A 15,887-nucleotide genomic window follows, 5' to 3' on the forward strand; every position below is an offset into this window, starting at 1 on the left:
TGATGAGGCTGAGCGATCAGCTGACGGAGCTGGCCGCGCCGGTGCTGGAGAAGGTGCAGGCCCACCCGTTCTGGGCGGGCCTGCGGGACGGCTCCTTGCCGGGCGAGTCACTGGCGTACTTCGTGGAGCAGGACACCGGGCATCTGCTGCCCGCCTACGCCCGGGCGCTGGCCCGTACGGCCGCCGCGGCCGAACGGGACGCGCACACGGCGCTGCTGGGCCGCTCGATCACCGGCACCCTGGAGGCCCGCGACCGGCTGCGGGAGAAGTACGCGGAGCTGGCCGACGGCATGGGCCTCCCCCAGCCGCCGACCCAGGCACCGCAGGCCGGTCCCGCGACCCATGCGCACTGTGCGTTCTTCAACGCCTCCAGCGCCGCCTCGTTCACCGCCGGGGTCGGGGCGCTGCTCCCGATGGTGTGGTTCAACCACCAGGTCTCCGACGGCCTGTTGGAGCGGCACAAGGCCGGTTCCCGGTATGCCGGGTGGATCGAGGTCTACCACCCGGGCGAGGGCTACCGCTACGCGGTGCGGGCCTTCATGGGGCTGGCCGACGAACTGGGTGAGACGTCCTCGCCGGCCGAACGGGACCGGCTGATCGAGCACTTCCGTACCGGCATCCGCCACGAGTGGGCATTCGCCGAGGCCGCCTGGACGCGCCCCCAGTGGCCCGTCTGACGGCTGCGGCAGCAGGCACTTCATCACCGACCCCGAAGGGACAACCGTGAGCACTCACACCCCGCCCAGGTATCCGTTCGCCTGGACCCCGCCCATGCAGGTGCCCGAAGCGCTGCGGCATGTGCACGGCAGCTCCGCGATGGAGGTGACGCTGCCGAGCGGGGACGTGGCGACGCTCGTGACCCGCTACAAGGACGTGCGCGCCCTGTTCGCCGACAAGCGCCTGTCCCGGAACATCGCGCGCCCCGACTGTGCCCGGATCTCCAAGGACAACGATCTGTTCATGGACCCGGAGATCGACCCGGACCCGCCCAAGCACACCCAGGTGCGGTCGCTGGTGACCAAGGCGTTCACCGCCCGCCGGATCGAGGCCCTGCGGCCGTATGTGCAGCAGGTCGCCGACGAGCTGCTGGACGAGATGGCGGCCGGGCCGCAGCCGGTGGAGCTGAACGAGGCGCTGGCGTTCCCGCTGCCGATCAAGGTGATCTGCAAGCTGCTGGGCGTCCCGGCGGAGGACCGCGACCAGTTCCGCACCTATGTGGACGGCTTCCTGTCCGTCACCAAGCTGCCGCCCGAAGAGGTGGGACAGTGCCGGCAGAACCTGTGGAAGTACCTGGGCGACCTGATCGACGCCAAGCGTGAGAACCCGGGCGACGACCTGGTGAGCGAGCTGATCCGGGTCCGCGACGAGGAGGACAACCGGCTCAACGACCATGAGCTGCACTTCTGGTGCCAGGGGCTGCTCATCGCCGGCTATGTGACCACCGCCAGCCAGATCGGCACCGGCACCGCGGTGCTGCTGTACCACCCGGAGCTGGTGCGGCAGATCCAGGCGGACTGGTCGCTGGTGCCCTCCACCGTGGAGGAGCTGCTGCGCACCCAGATCATGGGCTCCTCGGTGGGCACCATGCGGTACGCGGTCGAGGACATCCCCCTCTCGGACGGCTCGGTCATCAAGAAGGGCACCAGTGTGCTGCTGTCGGAGGAGGGGGCCAACATGGACCCCGAGGTCTTCGACAAGCCCTTCGAGCTGGACATCCGCCGCCAGGAGAACCACCACATGACCTTCGGCGCCGGCATCCACTACTGCGTGGGCGCCGCGCTGGCCCGGATGGAGCTCCAGGTCGCCACGGAGTCGCTGCTGCGGCGCTTCCCCGACATCCGGCTTGCGGCGCCCGCCGAGGAACTGCCGCGCGCGCTGGGCGGGTTCATGGAGGGCTTCACCGAGATCCCCGTGGAGTGGTGACATGCTCCGAGTGACGGCGAATTCCGACACCTGCGCGGTCAGCAGTCTGTGTGTCTACCGGCTGCCAGGTGTCTTCGACCAGGACGAGGACGGGCTGGTCCTCGTCCTCGACGAGACCCCTCCGGGGGAGCTCCACGAGGAGGTCCGCCGCGCGGCCCGTGGGTGCCCCACCAAGTCCATCCGCGTCACGGAGGACTAAGGCTGGTCGGCGGATCCTGCCCGGCCCTTCCGCCTGTTCTGATCAGGGGCTGCCCCTGCCTGGCGTATGCAGGCTGCGGGTGGGTTTGGGCTTGTGGGCGCACTCCCCCAGCCTTCGGCCGGGGGTACCCCCACCCGGCCGGAGTCCCCCAGCCTCCGGCCGGGAGGTGCCCCCAGGGGAGCAGTTCCCCGCGCCCCTTCGGGGCGCGTCTCCCCACTACGGGGAACGCGAGATCCGCCGGACAAGCACTGACCACGGCCGGTCCGTTGTCCGCCTCCCCGCGCCCACGGACCGGCCGGGACGATGAAGGGCCCCGAAGGGGGCCCTTTCGTGATGCCCGGGTGCCCGGGCCGACGGCGCGAGTATCGCAGGTGGGTAACGGTCTGCGCAGAACAACGCCGGTGAGCACGGCGCTCGAAGAAGATACGCCAGCGGCATATACGGGGGATCCAGACCAACTCCGCATGTATGGCCGCGTCTCACTCCTGACCGACCAGCTCTTTTCGACCACACGGAGATCCACATGCGCAAGGGAACGTCCGCACTCGCGATCACGGCAGTCGCTGCCGCGCTCGTCACGGTGTCAGGGACCGGGACGGCCCAGGCCGCGTCCACCGAGTGCAACCGGACGGGCCTCTCCTTCAACTTGCCCGGCAACCCGGACATGCATGGCTACGCCGAGCTGTGCGTGAGCCGCATCAACTCGACCACCCTCAACTCGAAGGTCCAGGTTCAGCTCGAAGGGATCCACATCTCGGGCGGTAAGCGGTTCGACTCCTTCAAGATCATCTACCACCTGGAGCGGAACGGTTCGACCGTCAAGTCCCGGACGAAGCCGTGGGACATCCCGAACGGCGGCCGGGTCCACACGACCTCGGCCGGCTTCAACACGTCCTCCTCCTTCAAGGGCGGCTGGACCACCGACGGAATCATCTCCTACAACATCAACAACGACGGCAAGGGCGCCATGACCAAGGAGCTCAAGGGCACACCGAGCATCCGCTAGCCGGTCGTTCTCCTGATCCGGCCCTCTGGCCCGGCACCGGTCCGGGGCAGAGGGCCGACGCCCTTGCTGCCCACCTGGCCGGCCTCGCCGCCCCCTCCCCGGTGTCAGCTTCCGGCAGCAACTCCCGCAGGGCGCGGAACAGACCGGGGTTGTCGTGCGCCGCGCGGCCGATCCCGCGCATGAGCGCGGTCTCCTGCTCGATCCGGCAGACCCCCAAGCGAAACGGTTTCGTTTCGCTTGGGGTGTTCGCTACCGGATCTCGGGGGCCCGCTACAGGATGACGTGCGGCAGGAACCGTGCGTACTCGTCCGTGACCAGGCCCGCCGACTCGCGGATGCCCAGGCCCGCGGCCTCACCGTCCACGACCCAGGTGCCGAGCACCGTGCGGTTGCCGTCGAAGTCCGGCAGCGGGCACAGGGCCTGGTAGCAGCACGGCTCGTCCCGTACCGACGGCTCGGCGCCCGGCTCGTGCAGGGTGACTCCCGCGCCCTCCCGGCCCAGCAGCGGTTTGGCCGCCCACCCGGTGGTGGCCGCCAGCTCGCGCGGCCCGTCCAGATAGGCGGGCAGCAGATTGGGGTGGCCGGGGAACAGCTCCCACAGGATGGCCAGCAGCGCCTTGTTGGACAGCAGCATCTTCCAGGCCGGCTCGATCCACAGCGTGCTGCCGGTGCCGCCCCCGTTGTCGAGGGTCTCCAGCACATGCGGGCCGAACCGGTCCGAGGCCAGCCACTCCCACGGGTAGAGCTTGAAGCAGGCCCGGATGAACTTCAGCCGCTGGTCCACGAACCGGCCCGAGAGCCGGTCCCAGCCGATCTCCTCCACCGGTATCGCGACGGTCTCCAGCCCGGCCTGCTCGGCGGTCTCCTGGAGGTAGGCCACCGTCATCAGGTCCTCGCCCAGCTCGTCGCGCGCCGAGTGGGCGAAGTGCACGGGCGCGCCCGGCGGCAGCAGCGCCGCCTGCTTCTTCCACACGTCGACCAGCCGCTCGTGCAGCGAGTTCCACTGGTCGGCGCCGGGAAAGCACTCCTCCATCCAGAACCACTGCGGGGAGGCCGCCTCCACCAGTGAGGTGGGGGTGTCCGCGTTGTACTCCAGCAGCTTCGCCGGCTCGCCGGGTTTGGTGTAGCGCAGGTCGAACCTGCCGTAGAGGCTGGGCAGTTCGGCGCGCCGCCGCCAGCTCTCCGCGACGCGGTCGACCAGGGCCGGGTCGGTGATGCCGAGATCGGCGAACCGGCCCGTCTCCACGATGTGCGCGGCGGCCTGGAGACACATCTCGTGCAGCTCCTCCACGACCTCCTCGAGGGCTTCCACCTCGGGCAGGGTGAAGGAGTAGTAGGCGCTCTCGTCCCAGTACGGGCGCAGTGAGCCGTCGGGGTACCGGGTCAGCGGGTAGATGCAGCCCTGCTCCTCGACGGTCTCCTGCCAGCCGGGACGAGGAGCGATGGTGTGGCGTTCCACGCGGGCTTCCTCTTCCTCTCGCCTCTTCTCCTCGCCGCCGTGCCGCGCCGGCTCAGCCGCCGTACCCGCCACCGCCGCTGCTGCCGCCGTCGTCATCGTCGTCGCAGCCGAAGCCGGCCCGCTCGACAGCCGCCGTGCGGACGAACGTGCCGCCCTTGGCCCGGCCGTCGTCCTCGTGGCCGCCGTAGTACCAGAACGTGCCCGAGCTCTCGGTACGCCGGCCGTCGTCGGAGCGCGCCGCGCCCGCGGCGGCCGGGAAGGCCGCGTCCTGTGCCGTGGCCCGGGCGCCGCCCGTCTCGCACTGGCTCGGCGGCAGGACGCGGTAGCCGCGCACCGCGTCATAGCTGTCGGGGTCGACGCACCGCCGGTCCGGCTCGGACGAGTACCCGGACAGCGCGACCGCCAGGGCGCCCATGCTGCCGAGGACGACGGTGGACGAGCGCAGCCTCCGCCGCCTGCTCCGGGCGCTCTCCGGCTCGGTGCTGCGTGTCTTCGGCGTGACGGTCATGCGGTGCCCCCTGCGTACGACGGAGTTTCAACTACGCCGGACACCCTAGTGGGTGGCGGACAGCTCCTCGATCAGGCGTTCGCAGCCGACGAGATAGTGGCGGGCCGCCCGCGCGGTGACGGGGATCCTCTCCAACACCGCCGCCTCCCGCAGGCGGTGCAGCCCGTCGAAGACGGCGAGGGTGTCCGGCGGCGCACCGGCCACCGCCAGTCGCCGCCGCAGCACCGCGGGCTCCCGGCCTGAAGGCGGCTGGGGCAGCGGCGGCAGGATGTCGTCCAGCCGTTCCGTCAGGGTGGACCAGGCGGCGGCCAACGCACCGACGGGCGACGAGTCGAGAATCTCCCACGCCGCGGAGAACGCCGCCGCCAGTTGCCCGGCAGCCGCGCGGGTCGGCTCCGGCGGCTGGCCGTAGCCGAACGCCGTCCCGGTCGCCGGGGCCGGCTGCTGGAACTGCGGTGGCAGCGGCGGCAGTCCGGGCTCGTCCTCCACCTCTGCGTCCCTCATCTCTTCCCGGCTCGGCTCCACGCGGGGATCGGACTCGGGTTCCGGGCGCGGCTTCGGACGCGGCTTCGGACGCGGAGCAGGCTCCGGCGTCGGCGGCGGTCCCGGGGAGGGCGGTCCCGGTGCGGGCACTGGAGCAGGCTCCGGCGTCGAGGGCCCGGTCGAGGGCGGTCCCGGCGAAGGCGGCCCCGGCGAAGGCGGTTCCGGTGCGGGCACCGGGGTCTGTGCCGCTGCGGGCTCCGGCTCCGGGGCCTGCGGTTGCGGCGGCGGCTGCTGCCAGGGGGCCGGGGCCTGCGCCGGTGCGGGGTCCGGGTCGTGCGGGAGCGGCGGCTGCTGTTGCCAGGGGGCCGGGACCGTCCAGGGTTGCGTGTCGCGTCCGTACGGCACGGCGGGCGGGGCGTCCGCCAGCTCCTCGGCGCGCTCGCGCAGTTGGCGGGCCTCCGCCTCGAACTCGATGGCTCCCGCCGGGGTTTCGATCCGCGTCATCCGGGCGAAGGCCTCCCGCAAATAGGCGCGCAGATACCAGGCCACCGTGAGGGTCACCAACGGCCAGATCACGGCCTCGACATACTTGAGTACGAGCTCGGCCACATCCATGGGGATCATCTTGACCCGCGGCGCACCTCATCGCACGCGAATGGGTCCGGCAGCGGGGGACACTGCCGGACCCGGTCCGGACGGGAGCTGAGCGCGGCTCAGGTACAAGCGCCGCTCAGGTACGCGGATACAGCGTGCGCACCGCCTCCCGCAGGGTCGCCGTCGGGTCGGCGTCGGCGCCTTCGGAGCGCCAGGCGACGAACCCGTCGGGGCGGACGAGCACGGCGCCGTCGGCCGCGATGCCGTACGCCTCGGTCACGGACCGGCCGCCGGGGGCCGTCAGCGTGGCGCCGGGGCCGCCCACCCGGTGGGCGTCCAGCCGCACACCGGTCTGCGCCGCGACGGCCGCGGCCGCTTCGACCCAGCTCTGCCCGCCCTCCGCCGTGAGCACAACCGGGGCGCGCCCGTACAGATCCAGCGCGGAGATCCGCTCCCCGGCGCGGTCCAGCTCCAGATGCGGGGCCCGGGTGCCCGGCTCGCCGCGCAGGGCATGCGGCGGGACGGGCGGCCCCTCGCCGTAGCGGTAGCCGAAGACGGTGGTGCTGTACGCCTCCGCGGGGTCGGGGCCCTCCCCCTCACCGTCGCCGTCGGGACCGGTGCGCTCCTGCATCATGCCGAGGGCCTGCTGGAGCGTCATCCAGGCGACCGGGTGGCGCTCCGCCTGATAGGTGTCCAGCAGTTCGGGTCCTGACTCGCCGTCGAGGACGGCGGCCAGCTTCCAGGCCAGGTTGTTGGCGTCCTGGATGCCGAGGCTGGCGCCGAACCCGCCGGTGGGCGGCACCAGATGGGCCGCGTCGCCGACGAGGAAGATCCGGCCCCTGCGGTACTCCCGGGCCACCTGCGCGCCGATGATGAAGCTCAACCACTTGGCGCCGCCCGCCGGCAGCTGAGGCACGATCCGTACGTCCAGATCGGGCTGGCCGATGGCGGCGCGGACCAGCCCGATCGCCTGGTCCTCGGTGATGGTCTCCAGCGTCTCGCCCTCGGGCATGGCGGTGGCGAAGATCCACCGCTGTTTGCCGTCGTGCGCGAACAGGATGGTGGAGGGCGCGGGCTTGTCGAGGTAGCAGACGCCGACGTCGCGGCCGCGCGCCGCCTGGCTCAGGTCGGCTTCGAAGAGCACCGAGAGGGTGGTGGCGAACTCGCCCGGCCCGTCCGTCTCGATGCCCGCCTCGCGGCGGATGGGGCTGCGGCTGCCGTCGGCCGCGACGAGATAGGCGGCGCGCACGGTGCGCTCCTGTCCGCTCGCGGCGTCCCGGAGCACCGCGGTGACCCCGTTGTCGTCCTGCTCGAAGGAGACCAGTTCGGTGCCGAAGGCCAGTTCGGCGCCCAGCTCGGTGGCCCGCCCGCGCAGCAGGTGTTCGAGCCGGTCCTGGTCGATGGGGGCCCACTCGCAGGGGCTCACTCCGCCGGTGGGGTCGGGTTGGTCGGTGGGGCCGCTGAACATCTCGGGCCCCGCGAGGGTCTCGGCGCGGATCATCAGCAGCTTGCTGAAGTCGGTGGCGAGACTGGCCTCGGACCAGATCGGCCCCTCCAGCCCGACCTGGCGGTACAGCTCCACGGTGCGCGGGTTGACGCCGCGCGAGCGCGGATGGCTGAGCGTGTCGGGGTGACGTTCGACGACGAGCGAACGGATGCCGTGCCAGCCGAGGAAGACCGCGGTGGACAGCCCTGTCACCGCGCCTCCGACGACGAGCACCGGCACCTGCTGGGTATCGGTCTTGGGGTCGCTCATGGGGTACGGACTCCTCTCCGTCGGCAGCCCGCTCAGCCGGCCTTGCGGCAGATCACGAGCGTGTCGTAGTCGCTCAGCGGCAGCACCTCGGTGGAGGCGAACCCGGCACGCTCGGCGTGCGCGACGGCCTCGGAGACCGGGTACTCGGAGCCGCCGTCGGTGACCAGCAGCATGTCCAGGCTGATGACGAGGTTCTCGACGTGGTCGGGCTCGTCGTCCAGCATCCGGTCGTAGATCAGCAGCGCACCGCCGGGGTTGACGGAGCCGAACGCCTTGGCGACCAGGTCGCCGCGCTGCTTCTCGTCCCAGTCGTGCAGCACGTGCCCGAGCGTGACGACGTCGGCGCTGGGCAGCGGGTCGGTGAAGAAGCTGCCGCCGTGGAAGGTGACCTTGCCGGTCAGTCCGTACTCGGCGACCTTCTCGTCGAACAGCGGCTCCATGGGCGGCAGGTCGAAGACGTGCCCCTGCAGATGCGGCTGTGCCTTGACGATGAGGGAGCACAGATTGCCGCGGGCACCGCCGACATCGAGGATGGAGCTGTAGCCGCTCCAGTCGAACTTCCCCACCAGCTCGGGGCCCACGACGTGGGTGAGCGCGTCCATCATGCCGACGAACTGCCGCAGGATGTGCGGGTTCTTGGTGACTTCCTCGAAGTCGCTGCCGGACTGCTGCTGACCGGTGCGCAGCGCCTCGCTCAGCTTGCCCCAGGCGGGGTAGAGATTGCGGTTGGAGCGCTCCAGGAAGCCGCCGACGTAGGTCTTCTTGCCGCGCACCAGATAGGTGCCGGCCCCCTCGGCGTTGCCGAACCTGCCGCCCTCCTCGCGGGTGAGCAGACCCAGCGCCGCCAGCAGGTTGAGCCAGTCGCTCAGCCCGCGGCCGTGCAGACCCAGTTCCTTGCGGATCTCCTCCTGGGCCTGGGGGCCCTTCTCGTCGAGGATGGTGAACAGGCCCAGTTCGACGGCGGTCAGCAGTGCCTTCGCGTCGCAGAACGCGTTGCTCAGCCGGATGATCCCGGCCGGCGTGCTGACATCCAGGCTGGTGTGCGTCATGCGCAGGACTCCTTCCGAAACGGCACATGGCCTGGCGCCAGGGCCGCCCCGGGAGGGTCACACCGCGAAGTTGAGCGCCCCTCGAACGGCGGTGGGGGCAGCACGGGGGCGGCTTCGGGGCCGGCGGGGAACCGCTCGGCGTGCCGGGCCCCCGCCGGATCTCCAGCAGCCCTCAAGGAGTCGTGGCTACTCATCAGGGGTGCCGAAACCGGCCAAGCCCAGCCGTTCAGAGGGGACATGCATGTATGACGTGAAGATCCCGGTGCTGATCGTCGGCGGTGGTCCCGTCGGACTGTCCACCGCGCTGTTCAGCGGCCGACGTGGCGTCCGCACGATGCTGCTGGAGAAGCGGGACAGCACCTCCATGCTTCCCCGCGCCCCCGGCCTCCAGGCCCGCACGATGGAACTGTTCCGCGCCGCGGGACTCGGGAAGGACATCCGCGCGCTGGAGAAGGGGAACTCGCACGCCTACTTCGAGGGCGGGATCATCAAGGTCGACACCTTCTCCGACATCGACAACGCCGAGCTGCTGGAGTCCCCGTCGCTGGACGGCCCCACCGTCAGCCCCGAGCGGGTGATGGGCTGCGGCCAGGACCGCTACGAGAAGGTGCTGGTCGCCAAGGCCCAGGAATACGGCGCCGACGTACGGTTCAACACCCGGCTGCTCTCCTTCGAGGCCGACGACGAGGGCGTCACCGCCATCGCCGAGGAGGCCGCGACGGGCAACCGGCTGACCATCCGCGCCGACTATCTGGTGGGTGCCGACGGCGCGGGCAGCCGCATCCGGCAGGCGCTGGGCGTCGAGAGGGTGGGCCGCGGCACCGTCTTCAACGCGCTGAGCATCTACTTCCGGGCGCCCGAGCTGGAGACACTGCTCAAGGACCGTAAGTTCATCCTGTGCTACGCCTCGGCCGGCGGCTCACTGATGGGGCTCTCCCGGCTGCACGGCTGCGACCCGTGGCTGGCGGCGCCGATCTACTACCCGGAGAAGGGCGAGAAGCCCGAGGACTACACCGATGAACGGTGCGTGGAGATCGTCCGCCGCGCGGCCGGCAAGGACATCGACGTCGAGATCATGGACAAGGTGCCGTGGCAGGGCGCCCAGCTGGTGTCCGAGACCTTCCGGGTCGGCCGGGTCTTCCTGGCCGGCGACGCCGCGCATGTGCACCCGCCCGCGGGCGGCTTCGGCGCCAACACCGGTATCCACGACGCGCACAACCTGTCCTGGAAACTGGCCGCCGTACAGGACGGCTGGGGCACCGACGCGCTGCTGGACACCTACGACGCGGAGCGCCGCCCGCTGGGCACCGCCATGTCCGAGCAGGCGCTGGTACGCAACCGGATCCGGCACGGGTACGCCACCGAGCAGGACCGGCAGGACTTCGTCGACGACGTGATCATCACGCTCGGCTACCGCTACCGCAGCTCCTCCATCGTCGGCGCCGAGGGCTCCAAGGTCCTCACCCCCGACCTGGAGCTGACTGGCGAGCCCGGCACTCGCGCCCCGCATGTGTGGCTGCGCCGGGGTGAGGAGACGATCTCCACCATCGACCTGTTCTGGGACGACTTCGTACTGCTGCACGGTCCCGATGGCGGCGCCTGGGCGAAGGCCGCGGTCAAGGCCGCCGAGCGGCTGGGCGTTCCGCTGCGCACCCATGCGGTCGGCCCCGAGGAGGAGTTGCGGCCGCAGGACCGGGACTGGGCGGCGGCGTACGGGGTGGACGAGGGCGGCGCCGTGCTGGTGCGGCCCGACGCGTTCGTCGCCTGGCGCAACGCGGGTGACGCCGCCGCGGTGGACGCCGACGCGGTGCTCGACGATGTGCTGGCGCGCGCCTCGGCGGCGGCTCCTTCGGCGACGGCCCGCTCGGCGGTCGGCTCGTGACCGGGAGGTGGCTTCGTGGCTGACGATGTGACGGCCCGGGCCGGGCAGGTGCTCGGCCAGGCCATGGCCTTCCAGCCGGCGAAGCTGGTGCTGGCAGGAGTACGGCTCGGTCTGTTCTCCGCGCTGGCCGAGGGCCCGCAGCCGGAGGAGCAGCTGCGGGAGCGGCTGGGGCTGCACCCGCGCGGCTGCGACCACTTCCTCGCCGCGCTGGCCGAACTCGGCTTCCTGGAGCGCGCTGCGGACGGCGCCTGGGCCAACTCGCCGGTCTCCGCACAGCTGCTGGTGCCCGGCGACCCGGCCTCGCTCAGCGGCTTTCTGCACCTGGCCGACCGGGTGATGTACCCCGCGTGGGACCGGCTGGCCGAGGGGCTGCGGACCGGCGAGCCGCAGGCGGCGACGTACTCGGGCGAGGACATGTTCGACCAGCTCTACGACAGCGAGGAGAAGAAGGACGGACTGGTCGGTATGGCCGAGGACGCCAGCCGGCCGCTCATCCCCGCACTGACCGAGGTCTTCGACTGGTCGTCGTACGGCTCCGTACTGGAACTCGGCGGCTGCCGGGGCAATGTGCTGGCCGGCGTGGTGGCAGCCCATCCGCATCTCGACGCGCGGGTCTTCGATCTGCCGCAGCTGGAGAGCGACTTCACGGCGCACATGGCGGCGCTCGGCATGACCGGCAAGCTCGGCTTCCACGGCGGCGACTTCTTCGCCGGGCCGCTGCCCGAGGCCGATGTGCTGATGCTGGGGCACGCGCTGGTCGACTGGAACGACGACCAGCGGGCCCAGTTGGTCAAGAACGCCTTCGCCGGCGTACGGCCCGGTGGGGCGTTCCTGGTGTGGGACCCGGTCATCGTGCCGGAGGACGAGAGCTATCTGCGGAATCTGCTGCGCAGCCTCAATCTCCAATTGATGACCCCGCATGGTAAGGGCTACACCCTCGCGCAGTGTGCGGCGTGGATGCATGACGCGGGGTTCGCCCGCGTGGAACATCGCGCTCTGGGCCACGATGTCACCCTGGTCATCGCCCACAAGGCCCACTGAGCCGTTTCCCCCGCCCACCCACCCCTTCCGGGCACGGTGGGCGGGGGTTCCATCTCGCGTACCCCGCAAGGGGGCTGCGCTTGCCAGCCCTGCGCCTCTGGCGCAGACCTCCCAAGCGCAAAACGGTGCCCCGTAAGGGGCGCGGGGAACTGCGCGACAAGCCACAACGCGCCCGCAGGCTGCGGGCGGCAGACAGGGGCAGCCCCTACTCAGCAGCAGTGGTGAGGACCAGCTTGGCGGAGAGGCCGCCGGCTTCGCCGGCGCGGTGGGCCCGCGCAGCATCCGCAAGCGGCACCGGCTCAGCCAGCGGCACGCTGAGCGTGCCGCGCCGGTGCAGGGCGAGGGCCTGATCGAGGGCGGCACCGAGATGGGAGCCGGCCTGGCCCCAGGAGAACCGCACTCCGTGCGCCCGCGCGGCCTGCGGATCGGCGAGGGTCAGCACCCTCGCGGCCCCACCGCCGGCGAGCCCGACGGAGTCACCCAGCACATCGGCGCCCGAGGTGTCCAGCACGGCGTGCACCCCGCGCGGGGCGACCGCGCGCACCCGTTCCGCCCAGCCCTCCCCGTAGGTGACGGGGGTGGCCCCCAGGTCGGCCAGTCGCCGGTGCACCCGCTCGGCTGCCGTACCGACGACGTGGGCGCCGCGTGCCACCGCGAACTGGACGGCGAGGTTGCCGACGGCGCCACCCGCGCCGTGCACGAGCAAGGTCTCCCCCGCGGCGACGCCCAGCTCTTCCAACGCCCGGTAGGCGGCCTCCGCTGCGACGGGCAGTCCGGCGGCGCGGAGGACGTCCAGGTCGTCCGGGCGCAGCCGCAGCATGGTGGTGTCGGCGACGAGGAGTGTGGCGTACGCGTGCTGGGCGCGGCCGAAGACCTCGTCGCCCGGCTCCAGGCTGCCCACGCCGTCGCCCACCGCGTCGACGGTGCCCGCGAACTCCAGCCCCGGGATGTACGGCAGCTCGACGGGCATGGCGGCGGCCAGGGCGCCGCTGCGGAGCTTCCAGTCGAGCGGGTTGACGCCGGCGGCCCGTACCGCGACGCGCACCTGGTCCGGGTCGGGCTCGGGAATGTCGATGCCGGTGGGGTGGAGGACCTCGGGACCGCCGTACGCGGCGAAGGCGATGGCCTCGGGCATGGCGAACACCTGCTTCCTGTGCGGGGTGGAGCGTGCGCTGCGCACCCCGCGTTCCCGGCGCGCTCCCTCCCATGCTCGCCGTACACCGGGCGAGCCGCAGCTCAGCTCACTCTTCGTGGCGCTCCCCGGCTCACTTTCCGTCCTCTTCGCGCCGCAGCCGCTTCAGATGCCGCTCCTGGATCTCGCGGCTGCGCCGGGCGAAGTCCAGGAGGAGCTCCAGTTCGGGCAGCGAGTAGCGCTCCAGCAGCGCGGCGCCCTCCTGCGCGAGGGGGCCGTAGAGGTCGTGGGCACCGCGCTGTATCTCCGCGGTGGCGCGGACGACGGACTTACGGCGGTCGTGCGGATCGGGCTCGCGGGTGAGGTAGCCGAGCTTGGCCAGCCGGTCGAGCATCGCGGTGACACTGCCGGTCGTCAGGCCGAGCGCGGCGCCCAGTTGGCTGGGGGTCGCGCTCTCGCGCTGGGTGAGGACATCGAGGCAGTGCAGGTCGGTGCGGTTGATGCCGAGCCGGTCGGCGGTGGCGGCATCCACGGCGTCGGTCGCGCTCTGCAGGGCGCGGACCTCCTCGCCGAGCTGCCGGCGCAGCTCGGTTTCCTTCGGCTCCTGCGGCGGAGAAACCTGTTCGCTTGACATACAAGTATCTCGACTCTCAAAATAACGACTACCGGTTAGCTTGACTGCCAAGATAGCCGGTTCTCAAGGCATCCATCTACCTTCGGGTTGTTGCCCGGGTTCCGGAAAGGAACGCTGCGATGAGCAACCAGCACACCGAGAACAGCCGGCCCACAGCACATATGCCCGACCTCCACACCGAACGGGTCGAAGCCTTCTACACCAGTGTGAAACGGCTGGGCCACTGGACGCGGAGGAGGACGATCGACGTCCGCACCCGCCGCGCCTCCCTCCACCTCGACCTGCGCTCGGCGCAGCTCCCCGAGGGCGAGATCGAGCTTCGGCTGCTGAGCGAGCGGAGCATGATCAAGCTGCTGCTCCCCCAGGACGCCGTCCTCGACGAGCGCGAGCTGACCCTGGACGGGCGCTGCAAGATCAAGGACCGCGAGCGGCACGTCGCCCACCACGGCCGCGTCATCCGGCTCACCGGCACCCTCCGGCGCGGCGAGATCCGCGTCGCACGCGGCGGCGTCGCGACGCTGAGCGCGATGTTCTCCCGCGAGTTCCTCGACGACTGCCGCTCCGCACACCGCGACGGCACCCGGCCTGTGCTGCCCGACCCCGGCGCGGTGTAGGCCCTCGAGGCAGCTCCGAGCGCACCCTCTTACCCTCAAGTACCCGGCATGGGGGCTGCGCTTGCCCACCCTGCGCCCCTGGCACGGACTGCCCAAGCTTCGCGGGGTTCCCTCAAGGGGCGCGGGGAACTGCTCCCCCAGCCTTCGGCCGGGAGGTGCCCCCAGCAACCACAAACGCACCCGCAGACTGCAAGCCACAGCCAGGGGCAGCTCCGTAGCAAGAACAGGCGGGAGGGGCAGCACTCATGACTCCGGAGCAGGTCCAGTCCTTCTTCACCGGGCTCGCCGCCATCCTGGCGCTCAGCCGGCTGCTGGGCGCGGGCGCCCGCAGAATCGGACAGCCGCCCGTGGTGGGCGAGTTGCTCGCCGGGGTGCTCGTCGGGCCCACCCTGTTCGACGGGGCGCTGGCCCGGTTCCTGTTCCCCACCGACATCCGGCCGATGCTCAGCGCGCTCGCCGACCTGGGCCTGGTGCTGTTCATGTTCGTCGTCGGCTACGAGCTGGACCTGTCACGGCTGCGCGGCAAGCGGCGGGTGGCGCTGAGCGTGTCCCTGTGCTCCGTACTGGCGCCGCTGGCCCTCGGCGGGCTGCTCGCGCTCCACCTCGCCGAGCAGCACGCCACCGGAAGCCGGGCGGCCTTCGTGCTCTTCCTCGGCGCCGCCATGGCGGTCACCGCGTTCCCCGTACTGGCCCGGATCCTGGCCGACAGCGGGCTCGGCCGCACCCGGGTCGGCAGCATCGCGCTGGCCAGTGCCGCACTCGACGACATCCTCGCCTGGTCGCTGCTGGCCGTCGTCGTCACCGTCGCGGGCGGCGGCGGCCAGTGGCGGATGCTGCTGGCTCCGGTGTATCTCGCCGTGATGCTGCTCGTCGTACGCCCCTGGCTGCGGCGGCTGTTCGACGGCGGGTCCGGGCGGAACTCGACCGGACGGCGGACCGGCTGGGCGGGGTGGGCGCGTGAGCATGTGACCGCCGACCAGCTGATCGTCGTGCTGGGCGGGCTGCTGCTCTCCGCCCTGGCCACCGAGTGGATGGGCGCCCACTTCGTCTTCGGCGCCTTCCTGTTCGGTGCGGTGATGCCCCGCGACACCGCACGGCAGCTGCGGCACCAGATCACCGACCGCCTCGAGTATGTGACGCGGCTGTTGCTGCTGCCCGCCTTCTTCGTCGTCGCCGGGCTCCAGGTCGATCTGTCCCGCACGGGCACCCGCGGGCTGGGCGAGCTCGGGCTGATCCTGCTGACCGCCATCACCGGCAAGTTCGCCGGCGCCTATCTGGGCGCCCGCCTCAACCGGGTGCCCCGTGTGCAGAGCGGGGTGCTGGCCGCGCTGATGAACACCCGCGGCCTCACGGAGCTGGTCATTCTGACCGTCGGTCTCCAACTGGGCGTCATCGGCCCCGAGTTGTACGCCATGATGGTCGTCATGGCCCTGGTGACCACCGCCATGGCCGGCCCCCTGCTCACCGCACTCGGCCGCCGCCGCGGCGGCCCCGCGGCCCTGGGCGACTTCTCCTTCCCCGCGGAGCAGGCCGGGCCGCCGCGCGCCGCTGGGACCCCCACCGCCCGGAAGAGCTGACGCTCCCTCCCGTTGTGCGCATGCCGCATGG

15 protein-coding genes are annotated in these 15,887 nt (G+C 71.6%); 8 read left to right on the forward strand and 7 right to left on the reverse strand.

Annotated features, from left to right (window positions below; translation table 11 throughout):
• The first annotated feature begins 2 nt into the window (after positions 1-2).
• From ACQEU8_RS26360 to ACQEU8_RS26375, 4 genes are all read left to right on the forward strand, one after another.
• The gene (locus ACQEU8_RS26360; RefSeq protein WP_433105273.1) at positions 3-677 is read left to right on the forward strand and encodes a TenA family protein; all 675 of its coding nucleotides are present in this window, start codon (positions 3-5) and stop codon (positions 675-677) included.
• 46 nt (positions 678-723) lie between these two features.
• On the forward strand, positions 724-1,923 hold the full coding sequence (locus ACQEU8_RS26365) for a cytochrome P450 (protein WP_433105275.1): 1,200 nt from the start codon (positions 724-726) through the stop codon (positions 1,921-1,923).
• A 1-nt stretch (position 1,924) separates the two neighbouring features.
• Entirely contained in the window at positions 1,925-2,122 is a 198-nt protein-coding gene (locus tag ACQEU8_RS26370; protein WP_433105277.1) for a ferredoxin, read from the forward strand.
• A 523-nt stretch (positions 2,123-2,645) separates the two neighbouring features.
• On the forward strand, positions 2,646-3,128 hold the full coding sequence (locus ACQEU8_RS26375) for a hypothetical protein (protein WP_433105279.1): 483 nt from the start codon (positions 2,646-2,648) through the stop codon (positions 3,126-3,128).
• Positions 3,129-3,398: 270 nt separating this feature from the next.
• Here ACQEU8_RS26375 and ACQEU8_RS26380 read toward each other — a convergent pair whose 3' ends face one another.
• The 5 genes from ACQEU8_RS26380 to ACQEU8_RS26400 all read right to left on the reverse strand — a co-directional run bounded on the left by ACQEU8_RS26380 (position 3,399) and on the right by ACQEU8_RS26400 (position 8,976).
• The gene (locus ACQEU8_RS26380) at positions 3,399-4,586 is read right to left on the reverse strand and encodes a glutathionylspermidine synthase family protein (protein ID WP_433105281.1); all 1,188 of its coding nucleotides are present in this window, start codon (positions 4,584-4,586) and stop codon (positions 3,399-3,401) included.
• A 52-nt stretch (positions 4,587-4,638) separates the two neighbouring features.
• On the reverse strand, positions 4,639-5,094 hold the full coding sequence (locus ACQEU8_RS26385) for a hypothetical protein (protein ID WP_433105283.1): 456 nt from the start codon (positions 5,092-5,094) through the stop codon (positions 4,639-4,641).
• 45 nt (positions 5,095-5,139) lie between these two features.
• Positions 5,140-6,192: a hypothetical protein gene (locus tag ACQEU8_RS26390; protein WP_433105285.1), complete on the reverse strand. Its 1,053-nt coding sequence runs from the start codon at positions 6,190-6,192 to the stop codon at positions 5,140-5,142.
• A gap of 115 nt (positions 6,193-6,307) precedes the next feature.
• Positions 6,308-7,927 (reverse strand): FAD-dependent monooxygenase, encoded by a 1,620-nt coding sequence (locus ACQEU8_RS26395; protein WP_433105287.1) that lies wholly within the window; start codon positions 7,925-7,927, stop codon positions 6,308-6,310.
• Between the two features lie 32 nt (positions 7,928-7,959).
• Positions 7,960-8,976, reverse strand: a complete 1,017-nt coding sequence (locus tag ACQEU8_RS26400; protein WP_433105289.1) for a methyltransferase — start codon at positions 8,974-8,976, stop codon at positions 7,960-7,962.
• Between the two features lie 241 nt (positions 8,977-9,217).
• Here ACQEU8_RS26400 and ACQEU8_RS26405 point away from each other — a divergent pair, with 241 nt between their 5' ends.
• Both ACQEU8_RS26405 and ACQEU8_RS26410 read left to right on the forward strand, forming a co-directional pair.
• The gene (locus ACQEU8_RS26405) at positions 9,218-10,858 is read left to right on the forward strand and encodes an FAD-dependent monooxygenase (RefSeq protein WP_433105291.1); all 1,641 of its coding nucleotides are present in this window, start codon (positions 9,218-9,220) and stop codon (positions 10,856-10,858) included.
• A gap of 15 nt (positions 10,859-10,873) precedes the next feature.
• Positions 10,874-11,899 carry a methyltransferase gene (locus tag ACQEU8_RS26410; RefSeq protein ID WP_433105293.1) on the forward strand — a complete coding sequence of 342 codons (1,026 nt, stop codon included), beginning with the start codon at positions 10,874-10,876 and terminating at the stop codon, positions 11,897-11,899.
• Positions 11,900-12,104: 205 nt separating this feature from the next.
• On the opposite strand, the gene ACQEU8_RS26415 is transcribed toward ACQEU8_RS26410, so the two are convergent.
• Together ACQEU8_RS26415 and ACQEU8_RS26420 are read right to left on the reverse strand one after the other, a co-directional pair.
• On the reverse strand, positions 12,105-13,079 hold the full coding sequence (locus tag ACQEU8_RS26415; protein ID WP_433105295.1) for an NADP-dependent oxidoreductase: 975 nt from the start codon (positions 13,077-13,079) through the stop codon (positions 12,105-12,107).
• Between the two features lie 85 nt (positions 13,080-13,164).
• Complete coding sequence (locus tag ACQEU8_RS26420; protein ID WP_433105297.1) at positions 13,165-13,665, reverse strand: MarR family winged helix-turn-helix transcriptional regulator; 501 nt, start codon at positions 13,663-13,665, stop codon at positions 13,165-13,167.
• A 119-nt stretch (positions 13,666-13,784) separates the two neighbouring features.
• Between ACQEU8_RS26420 and ACQEU8_RS26425 the strand changes: the two genes are divergently transcribed.
• Entirely contained in the window at positions 13,785-14,279 is a 495-nt protein-coding gene (locus ACQEU8_RS26425; RefSeq protein WP_433105299.1) for a hypothetical protein, read from the forward strand.
• A 245-nt stretch (positions 14,280-14,524) separates the two neighbouring features.
• Positions 14,525-15,856, forward strand: a complete 1,332-nt coding sequence (locus ACQEU8_RS26430) for a cation:proton antiporter (protein ID WP_433105301.1) — start codon at positions 14,525-14,527, stop codon at positions 15,854-15,856.
• The last annotated feature ends 31 nt before the right edge of the window (positions 15,857-15,887 follow it).

The sequence above is a fragment of the Streptomyces sp. CA-250714 genome (assembly GCF_050936705.1).
GTDB lineage: Bacteria > Actinomycetota > Actinomycetes > Streptomycetales > Streptomycetaceae > Streptomyces.